This is a genomic window from Bradyrhizobium genosp. L (genome assembly GCF_015624485.1).
Classification (GTDB): Bacteria; Pseudomonadota; Alphaproteobacteria; order Rhizobiales; family Xanthobacteraceae; genus Bradyrhizobium.
This window is the reverse complement of record NZ_CP061378.1, coordinates 4501396-4516333: the sequence shown is the minus strand read 5'-3', so window position 1 is coordinate 4516333 and position 14938 is coordinate 4501396. Positions and strand designations below refer to the sequence as shown.

The 14938-nt window shown below is 65.8% G+C and carries 9 protein-coding genes and 1 tRNA gene; 3 read left to right on the top strand and 7 right to left on the bottom strand.

Annotation, left to right across the window (positions count from 1 at the left end; all coding sequences use genetic code 11):
- Positions 1-27: 27 nt before the first annotated feature.
- A complete protein-coding gene (lipB, locus tag IC762_RS21375) occupies positions 28-756 on the bottom strand; it encodes a lipoyl(octanoyl) transferase LipB (protein WP_195784213.1) in 729 nt (242 codons plus the stop codon).
- 60 nt (positions 757-816) lie between these two features.
- Between lipB and IC762_RS21370 the strand changes: the two genes are divergently transcribed.
- The 3 genes from IC762_RS21370 to IC762_RS21360 all read left to right on the top strand — a co-directional run bounded on the left by IC762_RS21370 (position 817) and on the right by IC762_RS21360 (position 2847).
- Positions 817-1059 (top strand): FliM/FliN family flagellar motor switch protein, encoded by a 243-nt coding sequence (locus IC762_RS21370; RefSeq protein ID WP_066505938.1) that lies wholly within the window; start codon positions 817-819, stop codon positions 1057-1059.
- Positions 1060-1155: 96 nt separating this feature from the next.
- Positions 1156-1240, top strand: a tRNA-Leu gene (locus tag IC762_RS21365).
- Between the two features lie 170 nt (positions 1241-1410).
- On the top strand, positions 1411-2847 hold the full coding sequence (locus IC762_RS21360; RefSeq protein WP_195784212.1) for a hypothetical protein: 1437 nt from the start codon (positions 1411-1413) through the stop codon (positions 2845-2847).
- Between the two features lie 63 nt (positions 2848-2910).
- On the opposite strand, the gene IC762_RS21355 is transcribed toward IC762_RS21360, so the two are convergent.
- From IC762_RS21355 to IC762_RS21330, 6 genes are all read right to left on the bottom strand, one after another.
- Entirely contained in the window at positions 2911-3924 is a 1014-nt protein-coding gene (locus tag IC762_RS21355; RefSeq protein ID WP_195784211.1) for a hypothetical protein, read from the bottom strand.
- Positions 3925-4314: 390 nt separating this feature from the next.
- Positions 4315-6387: an SWIM zinc finger family protein gene (locus IC762_RS21350; protein WP_195784210.1), complete on the bottom strand. Its 2073-nt coding sequence runs from the start codon at positions 6385-6387 to the stop codon at positions 4315-4317.
- Positions 6388-6398: 11 nt separating this feature from the next.
- The gene (locus IC762_RS21345; protein ID WP_195784209.1) at positions 6399-7556 is read right to left on the bottom strand and encodes a VWA domain-containing protein; all 1158 of its coding nucleotides are present in this window, start codon (positions 7554-7556) and stop codon (positions 6399-6401) included.
- Positions 7553-9970 (bottom strand): DUF5682 family protein, encoded by a 2418-nt coding sequence (locus IC762_RS21340; RefSeq protein WP_195784208.1) that lies wholly within the window; start codon positions 9968-9970, stop codon positions 7553-7555. Before IC762_RS21340 ends, IC762_RS21345 begins: the two co-directional genes overlap by 4 nt.
- A gap of 10 nt (positions 9971-9980) precedes the next feature.
- The gene (locus IC762_RS21335) at positions 9981-11084 is read right to left on the bottom strand and encodes an ATP-binding protein (RefSeq protein WP_195784207.1); all 1104 of its coding nucleotides are present in this window, start codon (positions 11082-11084) and stop codon (positions 9981-9983) included.
- Positions 11084-14875 (bottom strand): DUF4132 domain-containing protein, encoded by a 3792-nt coding sequence (locus IC762_RS21330; protein ID WP_195784206.1) that lies wholly within the window; start codon positions 14873-14875, stop codon positions 11084-11086. The genes IC762_RS21335 and IC762_RS21330 overlap by 1 nt, the downstream gene beginning before the upstream one ends.
- Between the last annotated feature and the right edge of the window lie 63 nt (positions 14876-14938).

The window sequence follows — 14938 nt, the reverse complement described above, 5'->3', positions numbered from 1 at the left end:
GTGAAGAAAACGCGTCAAAACAAGAATCTAGATCGTCGCTTCCGGCAGGCGCGCCGCGGTGTCACCGAACACCTCGGCAAACGCCTGCCGGAGCGCGATGTCGACATCGGCCATCGTCACCGGCAGCCCGAGATCGACCAGCGAGGTGACGCCGTAGCGCGGATCGACCACGCCGCAGGGCACGATCGCGTTGAAGTGCGAGAGGTCGGGTTCGACATTGATGGCAATGCCGTGGAACGAGACCCAGCGCCGCAGCCGCACGCCGATCGCGGCGATCTTGTCCTCGTGGCTCGCGCCCTTGTCCGGGCGGCGAACCCAGACCCCAACGCGGTCCTCGCGGCGCTCGCCGCGGACGTTGAAGGCCGCGAGCGTGCGGATGATCCATTCCTCCAGCGAGGCGACATAGGCGCGCACGTCCGGCCGGCGCCGCTTCAGGTCGAGCATCACATAGGCGACCCGCTGGCCGGGGCCGTGATAGGTGACCTGGCCGCCGCGGCCGCTCTCGAAGGTCGGAAAGCGCGGGTTCAACAGGTCATCGGCCTTGCCGCTGGTGCCGGAGGTATAGAGCGGCGGGTGCTCCAACAGCCAGACCATCTCCGGCGCGGTGCCTGCGGCGATCGCCGCCACCCTGGCGTCCATGGCAGCGAGGGAATCGGGGTAGGGCACCGGCTGGTCCGCGATCCGCCATTCGACGTTCCCGCCGCCCGCCGGCAGCGCAAAGGTCGTCAAATCAAGGCTTTGGCGGTCGTTAACCATCGGCTAACCCTAACGTGGTCAGGTGAACCCATCATTTAGTTCCCGTACGGCAGTGCAGAAGTGGCCACCCTCGATAAAGTCAGCGTAGATCTCATGGTGGTCCTCGGCACGACCACAATGCCCATTCACCAGGTGATGCGGCTGTCCCGCGGCGCCATCATCGAACTGGACGCCACCGAGGCGGACGAGGTCAAGATCCTCGCCAACAACCTCCCGGTGGCCAGCGGCGTCGTGCTGGTCGACCGCAACCGAATCGCGGTCGAAGTCAAGCAGATGCTGCCGAAATCTCCCGATGTCAGGTAGCTAATTCGCTCACTTACCGCCTTGTCCCTGCATCCGTGATTTGTTACATGGCCCCGTCGATCCGGCGGCGCCCTTTGGGTTCCATCCGGCATCCCAGCGCTCGTGGCGGAATTGGTAGACGCGCTGCCTTGAGGTGGCAGTGGGTAACACCGTGGGGGTTCGAGTCCCTCCGAGCGCACCAAAGGTATAATCCGTTGAACTGTATGAGATTTCAGTCAGGCTGCACAAACAGCCGCGTCGCCCCGCGCCTGCGACTGGTTCCGGACTGGATCGGGGCCCAACAGGATTTCGCTGGCGGGCGATATTTGAACCGGGCTCAGTCGCCGAGGATATGATTGCACGATGGATCAAATGACCCAGCAGTCCGTTCCTGGCGGTCGGCAAGCGATTGACCACGGTCATTCGTTGAGGCCGCGCATCGTCTTCTTCACGATTCACAGCACGACGCCATGGTGGACGTATCTGGCGTCGCAGATCGATTTTGCTGATGTTACCGTGCTGAGCGACCTGCGCGGCGTCGGAGACCTGTCGCTGGTCGAGGATTTCTATCGATTCATGAAGAAGGGCGACGCCGCCGCGGTCGCCGTGGCGCGCTTCGGCGAGGCCGGATGCAACGACATCATCATGCGGTGCCGCTCGCTTCGCAGCCTCGAACGCGATCTCGCGCTGAAGATGATCGGCGGGATGACGCAGGCGGTCGAGAGCGCCTTCGACGCTCTCGATCCCAGACTGATCGTGACTTACACCATCGATCGCTACGTATTGGACGTCACGGCGCGCGTCGCAGCGGCGCGCGGCATTGCTTTCCTCGAGATGACCGCGTCGCCTATTCCGGGGCAGGTCATCTTTCAACGGCGCGGGCAGCCTATTCCGCTTCGGGATCCATCTCGGGCGGAATTGGACGAAGCAGTCAATATCCTGTGCAGCAAAGATTTCGCGCCGGTCTATGTCAGGGAGGCGAAGAGATTTTCCGCCGGGAGGTTTTGGAGGGTGTTTGCCCTCTACACTGTGCGCGGCGCATTCTTCAATGCATGGCGCCACCTCAAGCGTGATCCGCTCAATGTCCACTACATCGACGCCTTGAAGCGCCTCAAGCACAAAGTCAGGCCGGCAGATGTCGCGGTGCTCGGTCTTCTGAGAAAAGACTGGCAGGCGAGGCTGGAGAGCGTTCCGAAAGATCGCCGGGTATTTTGCGGGCTTCAGCTGTATCCGGAGGCCTCGCTGGACTATTGGCTGAAAGCGCCGGACATGCTGGCGTACGACGACGCTATCGTCCGGTATTGCGAAGTTCTCGGTCGTGCCGGCTATCATATCTTCATCAAGGATCATCCCCTGCAGTTCGGCTTCCGGCAACGCGGGCTGTTCGCGCGGCTGTCGAAGCTTTCCGCGGTGACTTGCGTGCCCTATGGCGTCACTGCCAACTACCTTCTCGAGCGATGCGCCGTCAGCGTTACGCTCACGGGTACGACGGGATACCAGGCCGCACTCGCCGGACTTTGCTCTGTCGTCACGGAGCCTTACTACGCTGACGAGGAGCATTACCTGCATGTCCGCAGCTTCCGCGAGATCGACGATGTCGTCGGGCGGATCGAGGCATGGCAACCGCCCGCGGATTTGGACGCAACGCGTCGGCAGATCGTCAGAAAGCTGGTGGCGGCCGGTACGGCCGGAGACTACTTCACCTGGAAGGACTTCGATCCTGGCGACGAGGAGCATCGAAAGGCGGTGCAGTCGCTTGTGCAATCGTTCAATCGACACCTGCCGCGTTTCGTGAAACAGGCGGGCTAATTCCGCTGCGTGGCGATGTCGCGTCGCGCTGCCTCGATGACGGCCACGAACGCGTAGAGGCGGTCAGGCGGTCAGCCGGCAGCCAAGGCGAATCACCTCGTTGGCCGGCCGTTCCCCCGCGCCGTCGCGAACCGTGTCGACGAGCACGCTGCCATCCCTGCACGCGATCTCGGTCACCCCATTCTTGCCATGCGCGAGAACTACGCCGTGTGCGAGCGGATGCAGATTTCGGGATGTGCCGATTCTGACACGCGCGAGATGGATTTCGCGCCGGGTCTGGCGATCGGGTGACACCAGGACGGTTTTCGCGCCGAGATAGGGCCAACCGAATGCGCGAACGCAGCGTTCGATCTCGCTTGCATTCCAGCTCCAATCGATCTTGCCGTCGAGTTCGGTTTTCAGCGCCGGGAAATACGGCCGGCCGTGGGGCTGCGGCCAGCTGACCACGGAATCGGTTGCGATCGCAGCGCTGAAGCCGGCGATCAGCAGGCGGATGCTGGACTGCTGTGCCGACATGATGTCGATCGGGTAGGCGATCTTCGACCATGTAAAAGGCTGCTCGACGATCGCCGCGCCGGTATCGATGCCCGCGTCGATCCAGTGAAGCACCCAGGAATCCTCGCACAGGCGATCGTCGTTCAGGATCAACCAGCTCAGTCCGGCCCGGCCGCGATAGCGCTTCGAGCCGTGGATATTGAAGACGAGGCCATCGAAGGCCTCGATGAAGTTTGCCCTGATGATCGGGGCCGAGACCGAAAAGATGGCGTTCGCCGTCGTCTGCTTGATGGCTGCGATGGTTTCGCCGTCGTTTGGACGAGACGCGTCGATGAACGGAAGACGAAGTCTGCTGATGATGCTGGCAAGGGATTCGTGCAGGCCATGAGTGGCCAACAGGGTTTCGATTGCACCGTCCGGTTGGTCCGGCGCGGATTGGCTTGCTATCGCGACGACCGCTATACCGGCCTGTAGCAGCGCATCGACGGCCGCGCCCAGAAAGCTCGAAGCGCCGATCACGCAGAAGCGCAAATCGCCATGAGCAATTGGCAAGGTGCGACTGGTGAGAACACGTTCGTTCAAAAGTCCTCTCTTTGCCGCCTTGCCGACGGCGATATGATTTGCGGTTCCATGGGGGCAGCCGTTTGGACCCGAAAATGGCCAGTCGGCTTCGCAGCAATTGTTTGGCAGCGCTCCAATCCACACCGCCCCCAGTCCGCGGAGCAACTCGTTTGCCGTCTCGTGATGACGCTCGTGTCACCAGGGGTTGGTAATGTCGATGTCAGGATGCAATCGTGTTGAATTGAATGCAAGGGTCCTATCTTAGGTAGTATGTCCAAGCAAGTCATGATCGTCGTCGATCATCTCCGTCAACTGCGTGCGAAGTGGAGCTGCAGCGCCCGTCGGTCAGGAGCAGCGCCCCGCGCCAACACGCCCGGTACATGCGTCGCCTTCAGGTCGGCGTGAAGCGGATCAGGTCCAGACCTGCAAGCGGCTGGTGAAGCTTTGCAGCGTGAACAGGCCCTGGGCGGTGGCGAGCGCCGCGGAGGAGGTATCGCCGCCGCGGCTCGCCGTCGTCCGCGACAGCAACAGGGCGAGCGGCGCCAATGAGGCCAGCTGATAGGTCTTGGCCAGCGGCGCGAGCAGCCGTTCCCGGGCGGAGGCGTGAAGGCCGGCTTCAGCGAATCCGATCAACGCATCGACGCCGCGCTGCAGCAGTTGCGAGGTCTGGCGCACGGTGAGGTCGGACGGCGGAGGCGGCGCGAACTGGGCCACCTTCCGGCGCAGGCCGGCCATGATGCGGGAGACCACGTCGCCGGCCTGTCCAGGGCTTCGCTCGGGAAAATCGAGCAGCGTCTGGGTGTCGCCCCACAGCGCCATCGGCTCCAGCACCATCTTGCCGCCTTCGGGCCGTGCGACCGCAACGATGGCGAACGGCCGCTTGTTGGCGCCGTCGCCGAGTGCGGCTTCGAGCGCGGCGATCCGGTGGGCGCCGAGGCCACGGCCCTCGTCGTCATGGTCGAGCGACAGCGAGATCCACGCGCCGCTGGCGTCCATCAACGGCCAGCGCAGGCGCTGGGTCAGGTCGTCGAATGCCACCGGCGCGACCCGGCTCGGCAGCAGCACGACCGGCTGCGCCGCGCGCGGCGGCGCATCGAGCGCCGGCGCGAAGCAGCGCGTGAGATGATCGGCAAGCATCGGCCAGGACAGATGCGCGAGATCGGCGAGCGGGCCATTGCGATCCTGCGCCCAGGCGGCGATCGGATCGCGGGCGGGCTTGAACTGCTGCACCTGGTCGGCGCGGCTCGTCTGCGACAGCGAGAGCCGGCCGGCGGCGGAGGCCTGCGCGCCGGCCAGGCGGAACGTCGATGACGACAGCCGCGCCAGCGTCTGGCCCCAGACTGCCTGGGAGCGGTGCGCCTCGCGCGGGTCGAAGCGGGTGTCGTGGGTCGAGGCGCGCGCCAGCGTGGCGGTGAAGCGGCGCCCGGTCGCCGGTTCGACGAAATGGCTGGTGACGCCGACTGCGCCGGTGATGGTCTCGAACATCACGGCGCCCAATCCGGTCAGCTCGACATCGCCGATCGGCTCGTATTCGGCGCGCACGGTGCCGGCGAGCTTGCGCAGCCGCGCGTCATCCTTGCTCTGCGACACCGCATGCAGCAGGGCGTGGGCGAAGGCGATCTCGCGCAACAGCTCGACCGCGTCGTGATTGACGTTGCGCGCGCGGCGTTCCTCCAGTCCCTCGGCGATGCGGCGGAGGCTCGCGGAGAGCCGCGGCATCGCCTCGGCGCGGCTCGACACCGCGAGCAGCATCAGCCGCTCCTCGAGCGCGCGCGACGGCACCGCAAACCCTTGCGCATAGGCGCGGCAGACCGCATCGCGCATCGCGGCCAGCAGCGCGGCGTCGACCGCGAACTCCTTCGGCTCGGCGGCAGCTTCCGCATCGTCGATCCCAATGGTCTCGTGGCCGAAATGGCGGCGGGCGGCGAGCAGGGCGGCGGCGTGGCCCGCGGGCCGGCGTCGCTCCGGCAGGCTCGAGGCGATCGATCCGAACTCGCCCTGGCCGGGGATCGCGACTTCGATCTCCTCCGTGCTCGATCGCAGCACGACCTTGAGCGAGGCTACGCCGGCCTCGACCGTTACGGCCTCGGCGAGCGCGAACAGTCTAATCGCCTCGCGCAGCGCGGTCTTGCCGACGGCGCCCTGCAGGGTCTTCCGGTCGAAGCTTGCAAGACGGGCCGGCCAGTCGATCTCGACCACCGGTGCGGCTGGTTGCGCACCGGCCTGGGCTCGCAGCGCAAAGACCACCGCGATCTTGTGCCGGCAGACGGTCGCGGCCGGGCAGGTGCAGCGCGCCTTCGCAAGGCCCTTGCCGTCGAGCCGGACCGTCGCCCCTTCGATGCGGCCGACGATCTCCTCAGCGCCGATCGAATCGAACTGCACATTGGTCGCGTCGGTGCGGCCGCGGCGCACGATGCCCTTCGATGCCATCGCTTCCAGCGTGGCTTCGTCGATCTGGGCATAGAGCGGGACGAGGTCGGACATGATTGCGGGCCTCAATCCATGATGCCGACCAGCCATTCGGCAAAGCGGTCGGGCGTCATCGCCGCGATGTGCATGCCGAGGCCGGCCAGTTTCTCGGCGGCCGAGCGGTTGAACACCGCCGTGCCATTGGTGTCGAGCGCGGCAAGGCCGATCAGCCTGGTGCGGGCTTCCGCCAGCCGCCGGACACAGCGCAGCAGCTCGGCGAGCGAGCCGCCTTCCTCGAAATCGCTGATCAGTGCGATCACGGTGCGGCTCGGGTTGACGACGAGCTTCTCGCAATAAGTCATGGCGCGCGCGATGTCGGTGCCGCCGCCGAGCTGCACCGACAGCAGGAGGTCGACCGGATCGGCGAGCTTGTCCGACATGTCGACGATCGAGGTATCGAAGGCAACGAAGCGCACATCGACCGCCGGGAGCCCGGCGAGGATCGAGGCCATCACGGTGGCATGGATCAGCGAGTTCAGCATCGACCCGCTCTGGTCGACGCACAGGATGATCGTCCACGGCATGCGCCGCTTCTGCCGGGAGACGAAGTGCAGCCGCTCGGCGATGATGGCTTTGTGCTCGGGGCTGAAATGCCGGAGATTGTCGCGGATGGTGCGGCGCAGATCGAGATTGGCCGCCGATCGGAGCTTGCCGCGGCGAAAGCGGTCGCGCCGGCCGGACAGTGCGCGTTCCATCTCGGCCTTCAACTTCCGCTTCAACTCCTCGACCACGACATCGACGACCCTGCGGATCGCCTCGACCAGGTTCTTGTCCGCTTTGCCCTTGAAGGCGAGCAGCACCTTCATCAGGTCGAGATTGGGTTCGAGCTTTTGCAGCGCCGCCGGATCTGCGAACAGGCCGGCGAGGCCGAGATCGTTCAGCGCGTGGCCCTGAATGGTCTCGAATACCGAGGCTGGAAACAGCTTGCGGCTGTCGGTCAGCCAATCGGGAACGGTGATCTGGCTCGGATCGAGCGAGCCCTTGCGGTTATTGCCGAGGCGCAGGCCACGCTGCCGGCCGCGCTCGGCATAGATGCGTTCGAGCAGTTGATCCCGGCGCAGATCTTCGCCCGACAGGCCGGAGCTGCCGAGCCGATTATCGGCGTAGCGCCCCAACGCCATGCGCCAGCGCAGCAGACGTTGCGTCTGTTCTGCCGATAATTTTGAGGGATTTGCAGACGTCATGACGGGGGCTCCAGCCATGCCATAAGGCCGTCCTGCTGCCATTGGCTGCGCAGCCTTTCGCTGAGCGCCAGATGATCCGACAGCACCCGCGCGTCCGGGACATCCTGCAGCATGGCGAGATCGTCTTCGCTGGCGCCATGTGCCGCAGCGACGATTGCCGCGACACGGTCGGTCTCCTGCGGGCTCAATTCGGCAAAGGCCATGCGCAACTGCGGCAGCAATGCGAGAAAGCCCTCGTCGTCGACGGCACCGAACAAATGATCGATGGCTTCGATGACGCTGCTGTCGTTGACGAACAGCTGCGGCGCCAGTGCCATCACGCCCGAAAGCGTGCGGATGGCTTCGCCCGGGCGCTCGAAGGCGCCGGCGAGCGCGGCCGACAGGCGTCGTCCGGCTTCGGGCTCATCGACCAGCCCGATCAGTGCGGCCAGCGCGATCACGGCGCCGTTCAATTGCGGATCGAGCCGGGCGGCCATCAATCCTTGCAGCGCATCGCGCAGCGGCGCGGTCGGAAATGGCGGATCGGGATCGGCCATCGCCTCGGCCAACGCGGCAAGACTGCCGATGGCTTCGCCGACATTGTCGGCGTTGACGGCGGCGAGGTCGGGCAGGAGCTCGGCGATGCGCCGCGCCAGCCGATCGAGCAGGGGCGGCAGCAGGTCGCCGAACGCCCGCAACGCGGCGTCGGACTGCATCGCCGTGGCCCGACTGTTCAAGGCCTGGCCGATCACCAGCGCATTGCTCAGGCGCCGCAGGTTGGTGTCCGCACCAACAGCGGCGCTGACGGCGGTGACCAGCGCGTCGGCGGCGCTGCCGATCCCGGCATCGAAGGCGATGCTCAGCAGATTGAACGCCGCCTCGGAATTGTTGCGCTGACCTTCCGTCTCGAGATCGGCAAGACGCCGGATCAGGATCATGGCGGCAACATCGCGGACGGTTTCGCCATCGGCCGCCCGCTCGATCAGCGAGGCCTCGACCGCGGGCGACCAGGCATAGCTCCAGATCTCCATCAACGCGTCGGCGCGAAAGCCATGCACCCGGTCGGGGCCCCTGGCGCGCTCGGCGAAGGGCGGCGCGACCAGCCGCATCGCATGCAGGAACCGGCTGGTCTGGCCGTGGCGCGGCTTGCGGTAGATATCGAGCTCGCGCGTCTTCGGCACGGCATCCTCGAGCGACAGGCCGAGCGATCTTGCCTCGGCCCGCGCGCGTTCGATCAGCGGCGGCAGCCGGCTGCCCGGCGGGAGGTCACCCAATCGATCACCCTGCAGGAACGTCCTGAAGGCTGTAAGCAGCGGATGCGCACCGACCTCGATCTCCTCCTTGATCGCCGACGTCTGCAGCGCGTCGAACAATTCAGTGCGTCCGGGGTCGGACAGTCCGCGCAACTCGGCGAGCCGCCTGGCCGCCTCGACCATCGAGCGCAATGTGGGGAACGAGAACGCCAGCGCGGGCTCCGTTGCGATCAAATGCGCGCGGAAGCTGACCAGGATCTCCTCGGTCAGCGAGCCCGTCGCGTCGTCCTGCGTCGCCGTGAGCCGTTCCCACATCCGCTCGTAGAACCCGGGCAGCGGCAGCCCGGCGCCGTAGCCATTGAGGCGGTCGAGCGCGCGGAAGTCGTATCGGATCAGCCAGGCATTCGAACGGGTGGAGGCGCCGGCCGGGCGCGCCGCCTCGGATTGCGCATCGATCAAGGCGGGGGTGTGGAAGCCGCCGGTCACGACGGCGATCGGGCCGGAGCGCGCGGCAATCGCCTCCTGGATGCAGGCGCGCATCATGACTTCGCGCGCCAGCGTGCCGTCGCTGCGCAATTCATCCGGATCGGACGCCGCGCGCAACGCCGCACAATAGGCGCCGACGCTGGCGAAGAAGCTGCGCCAGTCGCCGCCACGGGCGCGCGCCTCGAACAGGCCATCCCACAGAGCGAGGCCATCGCGAAAGCCGGCCCGCGCGCACATCGCCTCCACATAGGCGCCGCGATCGAACATGGACTCTCGCATCGGCAGCAGCGGCTGATCCGGCCGGTCGCGGCGATCGGACAGCATCGACGGATGCCGTGACGGCAGGTCGATGAAGCGGACGGTGGCGCCGAGCTCGCACGCCGCCTGGATCGCGACGAATTCCGGCGAGTGGCGGCAGATCGGATAATAGGTGGTGCCGCCGCGGCCTTTATCAGCGCTGTCCGGAAGCGCCACCATGGCGACCGGGGGCACGACGCCCGGCGCCAGCAGCTCGGCGATCAGCGGCTCGAAATCGACCGGACCTTCGATCAGGACCGCGGCAGGCCGGATCGCGCGCAGCGCCTCGCGCAGATGCAGGGCACAAGCCGGCGAGTGATGACGGATCGGAAAGAAATGCAGATCGCGTTCGGCGTCGAACAGCCGGATGGCGGTCGTGGCCGGATCGAGCGCGCTCATGGCGTGCGCCTCAACTCTCATCCTTCGTCGCCTTCACCGCGCCGAGGAAATCCGACCACACCTTGCTGCGGCGGGCGCGCTCCTTGACGATGTGGTCGACATAGGCGCGGACCTTCTTCACGTCGTCGGCATTGTCCTTGACGATCACGCCCTGTAGCTGCCGCCCGATATGGGCGCCGCCGACGTCGCCATTGCCGAGGAACGCTGCCTCCAGCGCGGCGGCGTGCGCGATATTCACGGCTTCCGCGGTCGACATCACCGCCGAGGGCTTCGACAGCGGCACCTTGTCTTTGGTCTGGCCGCGGCGGAGATCCTGGAAGGTGGTGACCAGGAGGTCGGTGACCTCTTCGGGGAAGTTGACCTTGATGTCGGCCTGGCCGAGCCGCTTGTCGACTTCCTGGCGGATCAGCTCCATTTCCAGCGCCGGATCGCTCAGCGGTAGCACGGTCTCGAAATTGAAGCGGCGCTTGAGCGCGCTCGACATCTCGTGCACGCCGCGGTCGCGGAGGTTGGCGGTGCCGATCACCGAGAAGCCCGGTGCGGCATAGACGCTGGCAGCCTCGCCGAGCTCGGGCACGGCCATCACCTTTTCCGACAGTACGGAGATCAGGACATCCTGGATCTCGGGCGGGCATCGCGTCAGCTCTTCGACGCGGACGATGCGACCGAGCCGCATCGCTTCCATCACCGGGGAGGGGACCAGCGCACGCGGCGTCGGCCCTTCCGCGATCAGCAGCGCATAGTTCCAGCCGTAGCGGACATGGTCCTCGGTGACGCCGGTCGATCCCTGCACCACGAGCATCGAGGAGCCGCTGATCGCGGCCGCCAGCAATTCCGACAGCATCGATTTGGCGGTGCCGGGCTCGCCCACCAGCATCAGGCCTTGCTCGCTCATCAGCGCGACCAGCGCACGTTCGACCAGCGCGTCATCGCCATAGAACTTGCGGCGGACTGAAAGCTTGCCGTCGCCGAGAATGAAGCTGCGCACCGCGCGTGCGGAGAGCGCCCATCCTGGCGGCCGCCGGCCCTGGTCGGCCGCCTGCAGCGCCGCGAGCTCGTCGGCGAAGCGGGTTTCCGCGTTCGGGCGCTGCTGCAAGACGTTTCGTTGTTCCATCACCAGGCCACCTTGTTGCGCCAGTCCTCGGCAAATCCGCTGCCGCTCGCTGCAATCTGATGCAGGTCGTTCCAGACTTCGCTCAGCAGCACCGGCGGCACCTCGCCGAGCGGAAGCTGCGTACCGTAGCCGGACCGATTGCCCTTGCGTGCCCGCACGAATTTCGCTGCGAGCAACGCGACCGCGCGATTCTCCTCGGGTAGCGGCGAGCCCGTGAATTCGATCACGGCGTTGATCGCGATGCCGCCGAACGGCTTGATGTATTGCGTGAACCAGCCGCCATCCTCGGCCTGCGCGCGCTCATAGCCGAGCTTCTGCGCGGCACTGCGCAGCTTGAACGCCTCGATGACATGGCCGGCGCGATCCTCGATCGCGTTTCCGGTCGCGCTCGCCAGCACCGGACGGTCGAGCTGGTTGAACAGCGCCTCGATCTTGTAATCCGCCAGATGCTGTTTCCAGGCTTCGCTTTGCTCGGCGGTCAACAGGGAGCGGTGCGCCAGTTGGACGCCGGCGAAAGAGTCGATGTCGACGGCGTTGTCGCCGCTGTCGGTCAGGGACAGATCCTCGAGCGGCCGGAACGATGCAACCAATTCGCCTTGCGCATCGAGGCCGAGCCAGATCAGGCGCTGCACCAGCCGTCCGGCGATCGGATGCTCGAGCAGGAAGCGCTTCCACTCGGCGGATTGCCAGCGCCGGCCCACGCAAAGCGCCTCATACAGCCGCTTGGCCTGGAATTCATGGACCTGCTTCAATTCCTTCTTGGCGTTCGACAGCGTCTTCTTGGCTTCCGATGCACTCTCTTTGTCAGGGCCGTCGCTGACCTGGGGCAGGGCCTTCACCACCTTGCCGTCGGGATTGTAGAGCGTCAGCACGTCTTCTGCATCGAGCTTGGCCTGGTAGAGGCGGCTGCCGATCTCGAGGTCGAGCATGCCGCGCTCGTCGAGTCCTGCGGTTGGAATGGTGCGGTCGGCCAGTTCGTCGGTGGTCCAGCCGCGTTCGTCGGCGATGCGTTCGACCAGCGCTTGCGCCAGCACCTGCACCGAATTGGTGCGGTGGCGGCGTGCGATCGAGAGCAGCATTTGCAGCGCCGCCGGCGCCGGATTGCCGCTCAGATAGTCCGTGAGCGCCTTGACCTGCGCGACCCGCGTGTAGTGATCGCGCATATAGGTCCGCACCATCTGGACCGCGAAGGTGCCTTCGGCATGTGTCGCGAGGCCGAGGATGCCGCGGTCGGCATGGGCATTGTTGAGATAGATCGACAACCGTTCGGCACGGAGATCTGCGAAGGCCTTCTCATAGGTATAGGAACGGTAGAACTCGTTGTTCCAGCGCTTGGCGTAATCCTGATAGGTCTCATAGCGCTTCTGTGCGCCCGCCTTGGCGTAGGCGTTGGCTTCGTCCTCGGAGCAGTGCGTGGCGTCGTAGCGCAGGAAGCTGCCGAGGATGTGACGCCCCAGCGCCTCGGCGCTCTCGGGCGTCAACTGGTCGAGCCAGAGCGAGAACAGGGTATTGCCACCCGGCTGCGCAAGCTTGCCGGCAAGGGCGATCCACCAGCGCGGAACGTCTGCCGACACCGCGCCGCCATTCGCCCAGCTCAGCGCCGGCAGGCTGTCGAGCGGAAACCAAGAGATATCCTTGACCTTCTTGCCCTTCAGGCCGGCGGCGGCTTCCTTGACCAGGATATCCGGCGAGACATAACTGGAGATGTCGACCTTGAGCCGGCGCAAGGCGCCGAGGATGGCTGCCCGCACCAGCTCGGACTTCTCCTTGCCGAGTGCTTTCTTCAGCGGCTCGATCGCGCTCTCGGCACCGATCGCGCCCAGCATCTCGGCGACGCCGGAGCGGACGTCCTGCTTGCTGTCCGAGAGGAAGGCGACCAGGCGCTGCTCGATTCCATCGATGTCGAGCAACAGCGCGCGCGCCGGCTTGTTGAGGGACTTCTTGGATGACAGCGCGTGGATCAGCACCGTGTTGAAAAAGCGCGCGGGCAGCTTTGGGAACTGGCGAAGCAGGTTCAACCCATTCAAGATCGGCGGTTCGCGGAAGTCCGTTGCGGCCGCTTGCCCGAGCGCTTGGTCGAGCACGTCGAAATGGACGGCGAGATAGGGCCAGACCGCGTCCGCCGACAGGTCTTCGGAAATGCTGCCGTTCAGCGCCTGGATCGCCAGTGTCTTGGCTTCCAGGCCCGGCTGTATCAGGGCTGCCAGCGTGCGCAGATCGCAGCCGTTGGTCAGCCGTGCGTGGATGGCGCCATGGATCGCTCCATGTCCGTTCATCAGGTTTGCGATCAGCCAATTGTGGTTCTTGCTCGAGCTCGCGAGGATCGTGCGCGCGCGGCAGAGGTGCCACAGCGTAAGCTCGGGGTTGTTGAACGGCGGCTCGGCCGCGGCGTCCCTGTTATAGGGCGCGAACGGCGAGATGTTCCCGATGTTGGTGACCCCGGCCTCATCGATCGCACCGTCGGAAGCCAGCAGCGCGCAGTAGCGGTCGGCGACGGCGTGATCAATTGGCTTGGGCGGCGCGGGCGGGCCTGCCTTCCACCAGGACTTCTTCTGGTCCGCCGTGGCCTGCTCGTAGCGCTGCCTTTGGTTCTCGTAATTCTTCATCCATTGCGCGTGCGCCTTGTCGAGCAGGGCGCGATATCCGGCGTTGACGCTGTCGGGCAGCGGCGTCGGTCCCGGCACCGCCGCGGGCGGTGGCGCAAGGACCTCGGTGCCATCAGCGGCGAGGTAGCCGTCAGCGCCGTCGCCGCTCAATGTGCGCGCTGCGACCGGCGCGTCATCGCGGACCACTGCCGATCCGAGGCCGAGCTCGATCACCTTGCGGACCGTCTTGGAGGTTTCCTTGGCAAGATGGGTTTCCAACAGCGGCCGCGCCTGTTCGCCCATCACGAGCGGCAGCAGCTGCGCGGCTTGCGCACGCGCCGTCGGATTGCCGTCGGCCAGGGTCTGCGTGGCGCTCGCCGCCAGCGTCTCCGGCGGAGCGGCGAGCAGGGCGTTTTGCGCCGCCTCGCGCACCGCCTTGCTGGTCGACGAGAGATACTGCTGATAGATGAACTGGAAATACTCGTCCCGGACCAGGTCGAACTGCTTCAGGACGTGGATGAGGGTGGCCTGGGCCGGGCGGTCATACTTGCCGAATGCATCCATCACCGCCTGCTTCTCCGCAGGCAGGCCGCCCTTGAAATCGAACTTCGATCCGACGTCGTGACCGCGGAAGTAATATTGGTTGGACTTCTCGAGCACCAGCAGGTCGAGCGCGAACACGGTGGCGCTGTCGTCCGGATCGCGCCAGCTCAGTGCCGTGCTGAGATTGGTTGCGAGCGTCGCATTGAGGCCGAGCTCGCCGCGGGCGAACAGGCCGCGGAACCACAATGGGCTCGGCCCCTGATGCGAGAAGACGCCCCAGCGTGAATCCTTGTGAGGCAGCGTGAGCACCTCGAGATAACGACGTATCCATGTCGCCTCGGAACCGTGCTCACGCGCCATCACATCGTTGCGAGCCTTGATCGCGGCCTGTACCACAGCTTGGGCAGCCGCTGCGGTATTCGCATGGCGGTAATGGCTGAGGGCTGCCTGCACCGCGCTGGCCTGCTGCTCGATCTGAAGCAGCACGGAACCGTTCTCGCCGGCCAGGACGTAGGCGATGGCGCGCTGCGCGAGGTCGGGGCTGATCGTCTCCAGCCGCTTGAGGTCGGTCACGATATCCCTGGCCGTCGCCTTGTCCGCCTCGGCTGCGGGCGTTCCTGCGGGTTTGCCGATGCCGATGACCGATTTGAGAAAATCAAACATGCATGGGTTCCGGGGAGCATGAATCGGAAGGCGGCTGTTAGTGTCGTGCCGGGAGGGATGCGT